The organism is Colwellia sp. KU-HH00111 (assembly GCF_040362745.1).
GTDB lineage: Bacteria > Pseudomonadota > Gammaproteobacteria > Enterobacterales > Alteromonadaceae > Colwellia.
Window position 1 is genome coordinate 242,639 of record NZ_BAABWO010000001.1, and the last position, 14,757, is coordinate 257,395.

Genomic DNA, 14,757 nt, shown 5'->3' on the forward strand with positions numbered 1-14,757 from the left:
TAATCAACTTAATGGTATTAATGCGTCACCACTATCATGCGCACTGCTTCAAAAGTCAATTGTGCCTTGTCGATATAGTGGTTTAATTCACTTTGCTGATGAATAAGGAAGTCAATTTCAGCTTGGCGAACACTGGGGTTAATAGCTTTCAATGCGGTTAACCTTTGCTGCTCTTGTTCAAGTTTATTGGTCATATTAGCTAGTGCTTTGCTTTGTATGGCAGCTATTTGCTGTTCGCCATGAACTTCGGCTTTAGCTACTAGCGGTCCTATTTGTGATTTCAGTGCTTTAATCAATTGCGACGCCATTTGTTTTTTAACGGGCGTTAATTGTCTATCTAATACCTCTTCACTGACCTTCTCCGCGAGATCATTACCGTTTTTATCAACAAGGATTCGAATAGGGGTTGTTGGTAAATATCGTCCAAGTTGTAATTTTGCTGGCGCGGTTGCTTCAACGGTAAATATACATTCTAGAAAGAAGGTGCCAACAGGTAGTGCTTCATTCTTTAATAAACCCATGCTAGCGTTACCGATTTCATCGCTGAGTACCAAGTCCATCACCCCACGAATCATTGGGTGATCCCAGGTTAATAGTTGATAGTTTTCATTCATTAAAGCAGTGTCACGATCGAAAGTTACCGTGGTACCATCTTCGGGTAAGCAAGGGAAGTTGCTGTTAAGCATATGTTCACTTTGATTTAATGCTATAGCATTATCTGCCTTGTCATCTTGTTGAACACCAAAAACATCTAATGCTTGAAACATAAATTGAGGCAAGTCTATCTGTCTATCATTTCGCGCTATTTTTTCAACTAATTCAAGCGCTCGGCCTTGACCTGAAGAGTTTAGCTCAAGTAATTTGTCTCTACCTGATTCTAACTCTGCTTTTATTTGACAGTGTTTTTGCCAACTATCACTGATGAGCTGTTCAGCATCTTTTGAGAAATGTTGTGCGCTTAGGGCTAAGGTCATCAATTGCTCGCCAAAGGTTTCAAATACCACTCTGCCAGTGATGCAAGTATGCTCAAACGCTTGCATGCCTTGCTGATACCAGTCAAATAATAACTGTTGGGCTGAATCTTCAAAATAAGGAATATGCAGACGAATAATCTCTGTTTGACCAATACGGTCTAGGCGACCGATGCGTTGTTCGAGTAAATCTGGGTTACTCGGTAAATCAAACAATACTAAGTGGTGTGAGAACTGAAAGTTTCGACCTTCACTACCTATTTCTGAACATAATAACAATTGGGCGCTGTCTTCGTCTTGAGCAAAGTAGGCGGCGGCACGGTCACGTTCAAAAATAGATAAACCTTCGTGAAATACAGCTGCGCGAATACCTTCCTTAACACGTAACGCTGCTTCTAGGTCAATAGCTGTTTGGGCGTGAGCACATATTACCAACACCTTTTCTTTTTTCAGTGATTTGAGTAGGTCTATTAAATATTCAACCCGAGGGTCAAAATCTGTCCATTGCTCTTCTTGTGGGTCTAGACTATAAAGCATTTCAGGGGTAAAAATAAATTTGGCTTGTTGAGCACTAGCCAATGTTTCAGGGCAGCCACTGAGCATAAATTCATTGAGTGTGTCTTGGTATTGTTCTGGCATTGCTAAAGCTACAGGGTGAATTTCACGAGCAGGAAAGCCTTTAATAGTATTACGTGAGTTTCTAAATAAAATACGACCAGTGCCGTGTCTATCAAGTAATTGGCTGAGCAACTGCTGACGTACTTCATTTTGGGTCGCTTGATCGTTATTGTTTAAGTCAGTTATTTGCTTGCTAATATCTGATTCTTTTAACAATTGCGTTAGTGTGTGCTCTTGCTCAGCAGATAATGGCTCGCCAGCAACTAAGGCATTAGCTGCATCGGCTACTTCGCTGTAGTGCGATTCTTCTTCGATAAATTTTTCATAATCGTAGAACCTGTCAGAGTCAAGCAAACGTAAACGAGCGAAATGGCTTTCATGTCCTAATTGATCTGGGGTTGCAGTCAATAATAACACCCCAGGAATCACTTGTGCTAATTGCTCAATGCATTGGTACTCAAGACTTGGTTTATCTTGTTGCCATTTTAAATGGTGGGCTTCATCAACCACCATTAAATCCCAATCTTCGTTAACGAGTGCTTCATACCAAGCAGGATTGTTGGTGATAAAGTTTAAGTTAACCAGTACTAATTGCTCGGTGCTAAATGGGTTAGTAGCATCTTCACCTGCCGTTTCAACGCAGCGCTCCTCATCAAAAATACTAAATTTAAGATTAAAGCGGCGCAACATTTCAACAAGCCACTGGTGCATTAATGATTCAGGCACTATGATCAAAATGCGTTGTGCGCGACCACTAACAAGTTGTTGGTGAATAATTAAACCGGCTTCAATGGTTTTACCTAATCCCACTTCGTCGGCTAATAAAACCCTAGGAGCAAAACGGTTACCTACTTCATCTGCAATATAAAGTTGATGAGGGATCAGGCTAACTCGGGCACCTGTTAAGCCTAATAACTCTGATTGTTGTTGCTGGTATTGATGATGTAAGCAATCTTTACGTAGACGGAACCAATCAAGCCTATCAATTTGGCTGTTAAGTAAACGATCATGAGGTTTGTTAAATTTTATAAAGTGATCGATCATTACCTCTTTTAACGAGGTTTCTTCAAGAGTGTCTTGTCTGATACCGTGGTAGATAATAATACCATGTTCTTCAGTGCTAGAAGTGACCTTTAACTGCCAGCCTTCATGGCTTGGGATAATGTCGTCAGGGTTGAAAATAACCCGTGTTAAAGGGGCATTTGCTTTCGCATATTGGCGTGCCTCACCAGTGGCGGTAAATACGATATTGACGAATCGATGCTCTATACCTGTAACGGTTCCTAATCCTTGATTTGATTCACTGTCACTAATCCAACGTTGACCGGGCTGAAATGGCATAAACTAAACTCTCCGAGAACTAAATAATAATGCGCTCCTCCTGATGTACACTTAAGGCAGAAGGAAAAAGGCGCTATAGTACTCTTAATCATAGTCAGGATCATTAAAAAATTCAGTAAATCAGAGGCGATACTTTTTCATTATTCGAGCAATGTCTCCTTTTTGTTCAAGTGTGTTGATTGTTTGTGCAAATAAGGCAATAACACACTCAGGTGTATTCTTATGGAATGCGAAATTACCTTGTAATTTGTCACTTAAGGTATGAATAGTCACTAATTTCTGCTTTGTTGCATTCATTTTAGCTAAATAAAATTGAGCAACTAGTTCATTATACGCGATAGCTTCTATGCGACCATTTACTAACATATTCAGCATACTTTTTGGTGATGTTGTTTGTTTTATTTGTTTTGCAGAAGTATGTTTTTGCAGTAACTGCTCACCTATATCGGCTCTTACAACCGCATATTTCAGCTTTTCAAGTGGCTTTTTAGAGAGAATCGCTTTATTTTCTTCTAATACCATAACGGTAACATTTGAAAACAAGGGCAAAGGCACTAATTGAAATTCCTCTTTTCTTTGCGGAGTTTCAATCATACTAAAAGCGGCATGGTTAGAATAGTTTTCTAAGGTGTATAACAATCTACTCCAAGAGACAATAGCAACCTTTGTTAAATCGACCTTATGACCAATAGACTGATAAATAAGGGTTAATAGCTCTGGGTATATTCCTGCAAGTTGACCTTGTAGGTTTTGGTAGTGATAAGGAGGGTAGTCTTCTGTGTACCACTGGATGTTGCTTAAGATCACTTTTGCTTGAGTTTCATCGCACGCTTTTGAAACCGCAGAAGTAGCGCATAATAAACACACTATCAAAGCAACTTTTATCATTAATCCTCCCTTTATCCATAACTAATCTATATCAGTATAGACAATACTTGACGCCTGTGTGAAATAGCTAAGAATAACTTGCCAAGTCTTTATTAAACTGCCAATGTTAAGTTATAGATAAAGTGTTACCTGTTTGTATTTGTTGTTTGTCGGTTAATCATGGAGATTACTTATGACTGAAGAAAATATGAATTATGAAAAGCCAATTAAAACGTCTAGCTGTCCAGAAAAAATTATCTACATTCTAGATACCAATATTTTACTGCATGAACCCTTCGCGTTTTTGTCTTTTAAAGAACATGATGTTGTAGTGCCAATGACAGTATTAGAAGAGTTAGACTCGATTAAAGATAGGCACAAGGATGTTAGCCGAGATGCCAGAGTTGCAATTCGAGCGTTAGAAGATACCTTGTCTGATGCTACTCCTGAACAGGTTTTATCAGGTGTTAAACTCCCTCAAAACGATGAACAACATCCCAGTGGCAATTTAGCGATTATCAATGATTACGCGTTGAAACAAACCGCTAACACGCTTTCTTTTAATGAAAATGATAACCGAATTATTAATGCTGCTCTGCAAATTCAAGACAAACATTCAGATAAAAAAGTTGTGCTGGTTACCAAAGATATCAATATGCGTTTAAAGGCCAAAGGAGCTGGGCTTGCGCACGTTGAAGACTACAGAACGGATCAATTAATTGATGATATCCAATTTTTAACCAAAGGCTACCACAAGTTTGAAGGCGACTTCTGGCAACATATTAAAAACTGCGATAGTGAAACAGAAGGGCGCTATACCACTCACTTTGTCAATCGAGATATTGTCCCACTCAGTTATATGAATGAGTATTTAATTGACGAAGAAGAGACGTTTGCCGGAAAAGTCACTGGTTGGGATGATGAAAGAATTGCGATACAAGATTTAGGATATGAACGTTTATTGGGTAAAACTGCCTGGGGCATTCACCCAAAAAATATTTATCAGGGTATGGCAATGGATGCTTTGCTCGATCCCTCAATTGACTTGGTTATTTTAACAGGCCCCGCAGGTTGCGGTAAAACGTTACTTGCCCTTGCTACGGCTTTAGAGCAGGTGATTGAAAGAGGTTTGTACGATAAAATCATTGTCACTCGCTCAACCCCTGAAATTGCTGAGTCTATTGGTTTTTTACCTGGCACCGAAGAAGAAAAAATGGCCCCTTGGCTAGCAGCTATTACCGATTCCTTGGAAGTGCTGCACAAGCAAGACGAAAGCATGTCGAGTAGCTTAGATTATATTACGGAAAAAGCGAATATTCAGTTTAAGTCGGTTAACTTTATGCGTGGTCGAAGTATTCAAAATTCAATGGTACTGTTAGACGAATGTCAAAACTTAACGGCTTCACAACTTAAAACTATCATTACTCGCTGTGGTGAAGGCACTAAGCTAATATGCAGCGGGAATTTGGCACAAATTGACAGTAATTATTTAACCGCAGTTACCTCAGGGTTAACTTATATTGTCGAGCGCTTTAAAGATTTTCCTGGCTCAGCGACTATTAACTTAAATGGTGTGGTGCGTAGCAGGCTTGCGTCTTTTGCCGAAGAGAACTTATAGGATAAATTATAGTAAAATCTCTATCTGCTTTTGTCTTGGTTATGTTAACGTTATATTTATCCGTATTGAGCGTAGCTAAGGCAAACTAGTGTTACTTAAAAGTGCAGAAAACACCGTATTTAGACGATACAATACAGCTGTTGTTGTTACCTTTTTTATTATCTTTTTTGTCGCACTAGCCGCAGCCTCATTACGTTACTACAGTGAGTTAGCTACGCATAAACAGCAAGGTTTGCAGCAATTAACAGCTCAAGCACTGCAACTCAACACCATGTTAGTTCAAAGCGAGCAAGCCATTACCGGTATTCAAGAGTTTGCCGAGTATATGTTAAAATACCCAGATGAACTTAACGCCCAGCTACCAGTCTTAAGGCAAGACAATTCATTATTTTTTCTTGATAAGCCCACTAGAGCCTCACCAGAGCAGCATAGGCGTATCAGTGGTAATATCACTGGCTTTGGTAACATCGAGCAGTTTTCTTTATTGAAAAAACAAGAAATAGTGATGGCGAATATGTTAACGCCAGCTTTTGTTACCGCAAAAAAAGTACTCGATGAGGCTAACTGGTTTTATTATGTATCTCGAGATAAGTTTGTCAGTATATTCCCTTGGATAGGTCGTGACAGTTGGCGGTTTAGTGATCGCATGCTTACTAATGTTCATGCCAAAGAAATACAAAAATTAGGGGTGGATAACAATAAGGTTATTTGGTCTGCCCCCTATATTGATGCTGCGGGCACTGGCATGAATACCTCGTTAGGGATGGGCGTTTACCGCGACAGAAAAATGCTAGGTGCGGTAGTTATTGATATTAGCTTGGCACGCTTACAGGATAGCTTGCCAACGCTGACACATGAAGATCAAGGTTTGGTATTATTTAACCAAAACAATGATATTTTAATTTTTAAACAAAAAGGCAAAGAGCCGTTAAGATATCGTGCATCTTGGCAGCAATTATTACCTGAGGGGCTTCACCATTTAACCCAAGAAGCTTTATCGAAGCAGCCCAATTTAATTCATATTGGAGATTGGTTAGTTGAAAAACAAACCTTACCAATTAATGGGTGGACCTTATTAAAGTATCAACCTTATTCCCAATATATTCTGCCTTTACGTAATCACTTTGTGTTTATGTTCACTATTTTACTTATTGGCTTACTCGCTTTTTTGATGTTAGTTAATTCAATGACAAAACGGAGTTTTATCAAGCCTACCCATAATTTTATCAGTCATATTGAATACTGCGCACAAGGCGACCCTGGTAAAGTAAAAGCCACCGAAGATTGGTTACATTGGTTTGAATTAGTTGAAGATATTTTTACTCAAAACCGCAGTTTATTGTTGCAGCTAAAAGAACAAAATGAAGTACTCGACAGCCGAGTATTAGAGAAAACTCAAGCCTTAGCAGATACTAGTGCAAAGCATCAACGTGACTATGTACTGCTACGTTCGGTGATGAATGCGATACCTGATTTGATTATATTTAACGACCCAGATGGAAAACTTATGGGCTGTAATCAGGCCTTTGAACAGTTATGTGGCCATCTTGAAAATGAAATGTTAGGGTTTCAAGCCAGTGAATTTATGCCTTCTGCACTGGCAAAAGCCATTCATGCCTCTAACATTGCATTTGACAATAACTACCCACAACACGAGCTGCTAAAAGCGGGAGATAAGAGTTATCAAGGCTATTGTAATCAATTCGCTAATGCCCAAGGCGAGATGTTAGGCACTATTAGTATTTTGCAAGATGTCACCGAACGACAAGCAACTCAGTCAGCGTTAGTGAAAGCTAAAAACCAAGCCGAATATGCTAATCAGGTTAAAATACAGTTTTTAGCAAATATGAGTCATGAAATTAGAACCCCCATCAATGCGATGCAAGGTATGATGGACTTATTGACAAGAACCTCATTAGATTCACGTCAGCAACATTACTTACAAAATGCACAAACAGCGGCTTATTCTTTATTACACCTTGTTGATGAGTTGCTAGACTTATCTAAAGTTGAAGCCGGTAAATTGGTTATTATTAAAGATGTGATTGACATTCCTGCCACTATTGATAAAGCGATTAAGCTCAATACTAGCTCGCTTTATGCAAAACAACTCTCTTTGAAAATAGCATTATCACCTTCTGTACCACATGTGTTGATGAGCGATGAAATGCGCTTGGTGCAAGTACTTTCAAACTTATTGAATAATGCAATTAAATTCACTGAACAAGGTGAAATCTCGTTATTGATAGATACTATTGACTTGAATGAAACAACCGCGTTGATTCGCTTTATAGTCTCTGATACCGGGATCGGCATCGCAACAGATAAACAAGGACAGCTATTTGAAGCTTTTACTCAGGCCGATATTTCTATGACCCGAAAATACGGTGGTTCAGGCTTAGGCTTATCTATTTGCCAGCAAATAGTTAAATTGCTCGGTGGTGAAATCACCTTAAAAAGTGAGCTTGGTGGTGGCTGTGAATTTAGCTTTGTGATCCCTTTTCCAGTTCCCGATAAAAAAGTTGTTCAACAACTTACCCTCATCAATGCGGTTAATAATCAACTTGGAACAGTGCATTTAGTGGTGGTTAATCAATCGCTATCTGTAAGCTGTATTGAAACTATTAGCAGTTTAGCGTGGCACTATCACCCCGTTACTAATTTACCAGAATTTTATCAGCAATTTTCAGCGCAAATAAAGCGAAATACCAAAATAGTACTTTTGCTAGATGAAGCTGAGTTTTTACAACAAAAAACGAGTCTTGAAAATGCCAAGGATAATTGTAATCAATGGATCGATTTAATCGCGTTATGTCAACCAACTATGCGAGAATTATCCAGCGAGAGTTGCCAACTATTAGATAAGATGGGCCTTGATTATATTTTACTGGATACCCCGCTTTACCGTTATTCATTAGATCAAGTGGCTCGTGCGTTAGCGAGTAAAAGCCAAACAAGCATTACCTTAGAGGCTGATATCTCAACGAATAAACACAACCCCTTAGCTTTACCTAACATGGATACAACTGAAGGTAAGACGGATTTATCAGAAATTAGCATACTATTGGTAGAAGATAACTTGGTTAATCAGTTGGTGGCTAAAGAGTTATTGTTGAGCATGAATGCCAGCGTAACTATCGCTGAAAATGGTCAACTAGCATTAGATGCTTTGAAAGAGCAGGTTTTTGATATAGTGCTTATGGATATCCAAATGCCCGTTATGGATGGTTTAACTGCGGCAGCAGAAATTAAAAAGCAGCCGCAGTATCATACGTTACCTATTATTGCGATGACAGCGCACGCCCGTGAAGAAGATGTACAACGGAGTCTAGCGGCAGGAATGAATCTGCATATTTCTAAACCGGTCACAGCCAAAGTACTATTAGCGAGTATATTACAAGCGTTAGAGCTTGAGCAGTAAAGGTGAGCTAGCTTAAATTTTTAGAGAAAAGGCGCTCTAATCGGTTTATGGTGTCTTGAATATTGTTGACATCGGTAGGTGCAATAAAAATAGTATCATCACCAGCAATTGTACCTAGTACACCATCGCTTTTACCTAAGCTGTCGAGCAATCGCGCAATTAATTGTGCTGCACCTGGGCTTGTTTGAATAATGATCATGATGCCATTGTGTTCAATTTCGAGTACTAATTGTTTTAATGGGCTTTGTGCTGTGGGAACACCAAGCTCTGCGGGTAAACAATAAACCATTTCTTGTCTTGCATTACGGGTTCTGACCGCACCAAACTTGCTTAACATCCGTGATATTTTTGATTGACTAATGTTATCAAAACCTTGCATTTTTAATGCGTCGACAATTTCACCTTGCGAGCCAAATTGTTCTTGTTTTAGTAAATCTTTAAACGCCTGTACCAGCGTTTCTTGCTTTTGTTGGCCATTCATTGTTTGATATCAAAACCTTTTTTTAAAGATAAGTAATACTAAAGTTGAGTTACTGAAAATGGGTATTATACGCTATCATCTATACAAATATACGCTATAACTGAATATTAATTGTATTATTGTTGTCTATGCTATATCTTTTGCGCAGCAAATTTTTACGTATTTACTCAAATTTTTTTGTTAAAATACAACAAAGGTCGATTGGCCTTAGTTTAACCCCCATTAACATCTCGGAGAGATCACATGAAAGTAGCAGTTTTAGGTGCCGCAGGCGGTATCGGTCAAGCATTATCTTTATTATTAAAAACTCAATTGCCAGCAGGTTCAGAGTTAGCACTATATGATGTTGCACCTGTTGTGCCAGGTGTAGCGGTAGACTTATCTCATATCCCTACGGATGTGAAAGTTGCTGGTTTTGGCCGTGATGATTTAAATGCTGCTTTATTAAATGCTGACATCGTTTTAATTCCAGCAGGTATGCCACGTAAGCCAGGTATGGATCGTGCAGATTTGTTTAATGTTAACGCCGGTATCATTAAAGTATTAGCAGAAGGCATTGTTGCAGCATGTCCAAAAGCGTTAGTGGGTATTATCACAAACCCAGTTAACGGTACGGTACCAATTGTTGCTGAAGTGTTTAAAAAGGCAGGTACTTATGATGCTAACCGCGTATTTGGTATTACTACTTTAGATGTTATCCGCTCAGAAGCATTTGTTGCTGAATTAAAAGGTTTAGACGTTGCTGACGTTAAAGTGCCTGTTATCGGTGGTCACTCAGGTACAACGATTCTACCATTACTTTCACAAGTTGAAGGTGCTAGCTTTACTGATGAAGAAGTTGCAGCCCTTACACCACGTATTCAAAATGCCGGCACTGAAGTCGTAGAAGCAAAAGCTGGTGGCGGCTCTGCTACGTTATCAATGGGCGCAGCAGCAGCACGTTTCTGTCTTTCATTAGTGAAAGGCTTACAAGGTGAAGATGTTGTTGATTACGCTTATGTTGCTGTTGAAGGTGGCGATGCTCCTTATTTTGCTCACCCTGTACGTTTAGGTGTTAACGGTGTTAGCGAAATCTTATCTTACGGTGAGTTGAGTGCGTTTGAACAAAAAGCCAAAGATGATATGTTGGCGACTTTGAATAAAGATATTCAAGAAGGCATTGACTTTATGGCTAGCTAAAAGTTAGCGAAAAAGTATCGAGTTGCGAGTATTGAACCTCGTAGCTCGTATCTTTAACTCGTCATGTTTAACAGTGTACTCCGCTTTATTCCTTCACATCTTTTTATTACTTCACACCTTTGGCAATTAGACATTCAGCATAAGCTTTATCCGTTTTCATTATGTGATTAGTCAGCCAACGTTTGAGAAATAGCATTAAATCAGCTGTCATTGTTTGCTGGGGATTTTCAATAAACTTTTGTTTTAATTCTACGACTTGCGCTATTAACTCACGGTGTTGACGTTTATGTTGTTTTGAATCAGCATAGCCGTATTCAGCAAACAAAGCCTCTTCATAGGCAAAATGTTTTTGCGTATAAGCCGCTAAACCGGTAAATATCTTTCCTAATAACTCATTTGAACTGCCTGTTAACATCGCTTCATTAAGCGCATTAATCATATTGACTAATTTTTTGTGTTGTTCATCAATACTATCTATACCTACACTTAATTCTGCTGTCCATTCTATTAGTGGCATATTTGGCTCCTAAAGTATCATTATTTCGTTAACATTTAATTGCTAAGTTAGTGCTATTTGCTTCAATAAACAAGTATCAGTGTATGTAATACAGCTTAAGTAAAAAAGCTTGCGTGGTTATCTTGCCCAAGGATTATTTGGGGTAGCAGAGCGTTCACGCGTTTTTTTAGCTCTTTTTTGACGTAGCCGTTCAGCGTCTTCAAAACTTAATTCAGCGGGTGCTCCAGGCTTTTGATGTGCGGGAATGATGCGATCACGCGGTGGCAATTGAAATTGACTGTCATCAGCTCTAGGTAAACTTTTAAATTGATATAAATAAAAGCCTTCCACTTTGTCTTTTGCCCAGTCAGTTTTTTTGAGAAACTTGATGCTAGATTGGATGCTCGGCTTAGTTTTAAAACAATTTAAATTTAAGTAAGCATACAAAATTTCAAAACCATAGTGATCCACTAACTCAGTGAGCACTTGCTCTAAGCCGACACCATGAAGTGGGTTGTTTTCGTAAATATTATCTGAATTCATCATCGTGTTCTCTTCGCTAATTATACTGAACGGTTTGCAGCAATATGGGCTAAAGCGGTTAAAGCCTGTTTATAATTTGATTCAGGTAATACCGACAAGGCATTAATGGCTTTATCTGCTTCTATTTCAGCTCTTTTTTGGGTGTATACTAAGGCCCCTGTTTGCTTCATCGCTAATAGTATTTGGTCTAAATGCTCCATGCCATTGCCATGCTCAATGGCATCACTTATTAGCTGCTTTTGTTCTGGAGTACCATGCTCCATAGTATAAAGTAAGGGCAGGGTTGGTTTGCCTTCGGCCAAATCATCGCCAACATTTTTGCCCATTTCTTTTGCATCAGCAGTATAGTCCATAATGTCATCCACTAACTGAAAGGCGGTACCTAAGTATTTGCCATAGTCAGCCATAGCGGTTTCGGTGGCACTGTCTTGATTTGTTATTACCGCAGCAAGGCGGGTTGCAGCTTCAAAAAGTTTGGCGGTTTTACAGTAAATAACCTGCATATAACTTGCTTCAGTCGTATTTGGATCATTACAATTCATTAATTGCAATACTTCACCTTCAGCCACTATGTTGGTAGCATCAGACAAAATATCCATAATGCGCATATTGCCAAGTTTAGTCATCATTTGAAAGGCACGGGTGTATAAAAAGTCGCCTACTAAAACACTCGCACTATTGCCGAACAAAGCGTTGGCTGTTTCACGACCGCGGCGCATATTTGATTCATCAACGACGTCATCATGTAATAAGGTTGCGGTGTGAATAAATTCAATAATTGCCGCTATTGTGCAATGCTCATTGTTTAAATTATTAGCACTACCCTGGTTTAACGCCTGAGCGCATAGTACGGTCAGCATAGGGCGCATGCGTTTGCCGCCAGCATTTACAATATAAATGCCTAATTGATTGATCAACGCAACATCTGAGTGTAACTGCCCATAAATGAGATCGTTAACTTTGGTCATATCGTCTTGTGATAGTGCTTGAATTGCTTTTATATCCACGTTATTTATTTTCCACTGTTATGGCTTGGTGGTTTAAATCTAACCACTATGTCAGATGGGGGCTTTTCTTCGTTAAATTCTACACTATATTGGTTGATATTAAAGCCTAGGCAAACGGTTTATCAGTACTTTGTTGTTAATTTATCGCGTTAATTTAACAAAGGCGTTAAAAACTTAATAAATGATCGTTTTTATACTTGCTCTAATGTGTTTCTTCACGTAGAATTCGCGCCCTATATTTTTAAATTTAGCGTCAACTAACTTATAAAAGAAGTGACGCAGTACGGAGTAGCTATGTACGCGGTATTCCAAAGCGGTGGTAAACAGCATCGTGTAACCGAAGGGCAAACAGTTCGTCTAGAAAAGCTTGAGCTTGAAGTAGGCGCAGCAGTAGAATTTGATAACGTTTTAATGATCGCCGATGGCGAGAACATCAATGTAGGCGCGCCCTATGTTGCTGGTGGCAAAGTAGTGGCTGAGGTGGTAAACCAAGGTCGTGCTGATAAAGTTACTATTGTAAAATTCAAACGTCGTAAGCATTCACGTAAACAAGCGGGCCATCGTCAATGGTTCACTGAAGTGAAGATTACTGGTATTAACGGCTAATTAGGAGCATTTTAACATGGCACATAAGAAAGCTGCAGGTAGTACACGAAATGGTCGTGATTCAGAAGCTAAACGTTTAGGTGTTAAACGTTTTGGTGGTGAATCAGTATTAGCCGGTAACATCATTGTTCGTCAACGTGGTACTCGTTTCCACGCTGGTAGCAACATGGGTATTGGTAAAGATCATACATTATTCGCATTAGCTGATGGTAAAGTTCAGTTTGATGTTAAAGGTCCAAAAAATCGTAAGTTTGTTAGCATTATTGCTGACTAATCTTAGCGTCGATTTATAAAAACCTCGCATCATGCGAGGTTTTTTTTTGGGTAACAAAAATATTGCCAACCCCATACTTTTAATCGCTGTATGCGCGCAATGTTTAGTCAAAATAGTTTATACTAGCATTAGTTCACCTCCCGTTATTTAGGATTGTTTAAAGACCATGAAATTTGTTGATGAAGTTGAGATCAGAGTTGAAGCTGGAGACGGCGGCAATGGCTGTGTCAGTTTTCGTAAAGAAAAGTATATCGAATACGGCGGTCCTAACGGCGGCGATGGCGGCGATGGCGGTGATGTCTATTTAATTGCCGATGAAAGTTTAAATACCCTGATTGATTATCGTTTTGAGCGTTTTCACGCTGCAAAGCGAGGCCAAAATGGTCAAAGTCGTGATTGTACCGGTAAAGGTGGTGCTGATTTAGTACTTAAAGTACCTGTTGGCACCCGCACCATAGATATCGAAACTGGTGAGCAATTAGGCGATTTAACTAAAAAAGGCCAAAAACTATTAGTTGCTAAAGGTGGCTGGCATGGTTTAGGAAACACGCGCTTTAAAAGTAGTACTAACCGAGCACCACGTCAAAGAACTGATGGTACCCCAGGTGAAATTCGTCACTTGAAATTAGAGCTGTTATTATTGGCAGATGTTGGTTTACTGGGGTTACCTAATGCAGGTAAATCTACATTAATTCGTAGTGTATCAGCAGCAACACCTAAAGTGGCTGATTACCCTTTTACCACTCTAGTGCCTAATTTAGGTGTAGTGCGTTTAGACTCACAGCGAAGCTTTGTTATTGCTGATATTCCAGGGATTATTGAAGGTGCAGCTGATGGCGCAGGGCTGGGTACACAATTTTTAAAACACCTTGAACGTTGTCGCATCTTATTACATGTTATTGATATTCTACCTGTTGATGGCTCTGATCCGTTGGAAAATGCTAAAACTATCATTAACGAGCTAGAGCAACATAATGCAGCATTAGCCTCAAAACCACGCTGGATTGTCTTTAACAAGCTTGATTTAGTTCTTGAAGAAGAAGCTAAAGAAATCACTGATGCTATTCTTGAGGGGCTTGGCTGGCAAGGAGAGGTGCATAGTATCTCTGCTTTTAATAGACTCGGTACTGAAGAGTTAACGCAACGAGTAATGACTTTTATTGAGCAGCTTCCTCCAGAAGAGGAAGAAAGTATTATTGATGGAAAAGAGGTTGAGTTTAAATGGGATACTTACCATGAAGATGCCTTAGCTGCTGATGATTTTGACGATGACTTTGATGATGAGGATTGGGACGAGCACCCCAATACTTTCTATGCGAAAGACGAGCAAAACGT

At 39.3% G+C, this 14,757-nt stretch carries 11 protein-coding genes and 1 pseudogene; 6 read left to right on the forward strand and 6 right to left on the reverse strand.

All coding sequences use genetic code 11. The features are described from left to right. Positions 1-17 precede the first annotated feature (17 nt). Positions 18-2,930 (reverse strand): RNA polymerase-associated protein RapA, encoded by a 2,913-nt coding sequence (rapA, locus tag ABXG98_RS00975; protein WP_353536812.1) that lies wholly within the window; start codon positions 2,928-2,930, stop codon positions 18-20. Positions 2,931-3,050: 120 nt separating this feature from the next. Further along, positions 3,051-3,818 (reverse strand): substrate-binding periplasmic protein, encoded by a 768-nt coding sequence (locus ABXG98_RS00980; RefSeq protein WP_353536813.1) that lies wholly within the window; start codon positions 3,816-3,818, stop codon positions 3,051-3,053. A gap of 187 nt (positions 3,819-4,005) precedes the next feature. Between ABXG98_RS00980 and ABXG98_RS00985 the strand changes: the two genes are divergently transcribed. Both ABXG98_RS00985 and ABXG98_RS00990 read left to right on the forward strand, forming a co-directional pair. Beyond that, positions 4,006-5,415: a PhoH family protein gene (locus ABXG98_RS00985; RefSeq protein ID WP_353537445.1), complete on the forward strand. Its 1,410-nt coding sequence runs from the start codon at positions 4,006-4,008 to the stop codon at positions 5,413-5,415. A gap of 88 nt (positions 5,416-5,503) precedes the next feature. Further along, positions 5,504-8,836 (forward strand): ATP-binding protein, encoded by a 3,333-nt coding sequence (locus ABXG98_RS00990; RefSeq protein ID WP_353536814.1) that lies wholly within the window; start codon positions 5,504-5,506, stop codon positions 8,834-8,836. A 7-nt stretch (positions 8,837-8,843) separates the two neighbouring features. On the opposite strand, the gene argR is transcribed toward ABXG98_RS00990, so the two are convergent. Continuing rightward, positions 8,844-9,317, reverse strand: a complete 474-nt coding sequence (gene argR / locus ABXG98_RS00995; RefSeq protein ID WP_353536815.1) for a transcriptional regulator ArgR — start codon at positions 9,315-9,317, stop codon at positions 8,844-8,846. Positions 9,318-9,560: 243 nt separating this feature from the next. Here argR and mdh point away from each other — a divergent pair, with 243 nt between their 5' ends. Then, entirely contained in the window at positions 9,561-10,496 is a 936-nt protein-coding gene (gene mdh, locus ABXG98_RS01000) for a malate dehydrogenase (RefSeq protein ID WP_353536816.1), read from the forward strand. A 106-nt stretch (positions 10,497-10,602) separates the two neighbouring features. Here mdh and ABXG98_RS01005 read toward each other — a convergent pair whose 3' ends face one another. From ABXG98_RS01005 to ispB, 3 genes are all read right to left on the reverse strand, one after another. Further along, positions 10,603-11,013: a bacteriohemerythrin gene (locus tag ABXG98_RS01005; RefSeq protein ID WP_353536817.1), complete on the reverse strand. Its 411-nt coding sequence runs from the start codon at positions 11,011-11,013 to the stop codon at positions 10,603-10,605. Between the two features lie 117 nt (positions 11,014-11,130). Next, positions 11,131-11,535 (reverse strand): VF530 family protein, encoded by a 405-nt coding sequence (locus ABXG98_RS01010; protein WP_353537446.1) that lies wholly within the window; start codon positions 11,533-11,535, stop codon positions 11,131-11,133. A gap of 20 nt (positions 11,536-11,555) precedes the next feature. Then, entirely contained in the window at positions 11,556-12,542 is a 987-nt protein-coding gene (ispB, locus tag ABXG98_RS01015; protein WP_353536818.1) for an octaprenyl diphosphate synthase, read from the reverse strand. Positions 12,543-12,836: 294 nt separating this feature from the next. Here ispB and rplU point away from each other — a divergent pair, with 294 nt between their 5' ends. The 3 genes and pseudogenes from rplU to cgtA form a co-directional block, all read left to right on the forward strand. Beyond that, positions 12,837-13,148, forward strand: coding sequence for a 50S ribosomal protein L21 (gene rplU / locus ABXG98_RS01020; protein WP_242284241.1), 312 nt, complete (start codon positions 12,837-12,839; stop codon positions 13,146-13,148). A gap of 16 nt (positions 13,149-13,164) precedes the next feature. Beyond that, positions 13,165-13,422, forward strand: a complete 258-nt coding sequence (gene rpmA / locus ABXG98_RS01025) for a 50S ribosomal protein L27 (protein ID WP_353536819.1) — start codon at positions 13,165-13,167, stop codon at positions 13,420-13,422. A 166-nt stretch (positions 13,423-13,588) separates the two neighbouring features. Further along, positions 13,589-14,719, forward strand: a pseudogene (cgtA, locus tag ABXG98_RS01030) (Obg family GTPase CgtA); the annotation flags it as partial. Positions 14,720-14,757: the final 38 nt, after the last annotated feature.

Bases quoted from the DNA above. Each gene is read 5' to 3' on its own strand.
- rplU (WP_242284241.1), top strand. From the start codon at position 12,837: ATGTACGCGGTATTCCAAAGCGGTGGTAAACAGCATCGTGTAACCGAA.
- ABXG98_RS00980 (WP_353536813.1), bottom strand. From the start codon at position 3,818: ATGATAAAAGTTGCTTTGATAGTGTGTTTATTATGCGCTACTTCTGCG.
- mdh (WP_353536816.1), top strand. From the start codon at position 9,561: ATGAAAGTAGCAGTTTTAGGTGCCGCAGGCGGTATCGGTCAAGCATTA.
- ABXG98_RS00985 (WP_353537445.1), top strand. From the start codon at position 4,006: ATGAATTATGAAAAGCCAATTAAAACGTCTAGCTGTCCAGAAAAAATT.
- rpmA (WP_353536819.1), top strand. From the start codon at position 13,165: ATGGCACATAAGAAAGCTGCAGGTAGTACACGAAATGGTCGTGATTCA.
- rapA (WP_353536812.1), bottom strand. From the start codon at position 2,930: ATGCCATTTCAGCCCGGTCAACGTTGGATTAGTGACAGTGAATCAAAT.
- ABXG98_RS01005 (WP_353536817.1), bottom strand. From the start codon at position 11,013: ATGCCACTAATAGAATGGACAGCAGAATTAAGTGTAGGTATAGATAGT.
- argR (WP_353536815.1), bottom strand. From the start codon at position 9,317: ATGAATGGCCAACAAAAGCAAGAAACGCTGGTACAGGCGTTTAAAGAT.
- ABXG98_RS01010 (WP_353537446.1), bottom strand. From the start codon at position 11,535: ATGAATTCAGATAATATTTACGAAAACAACCCACTTCATGGTGTCGGC.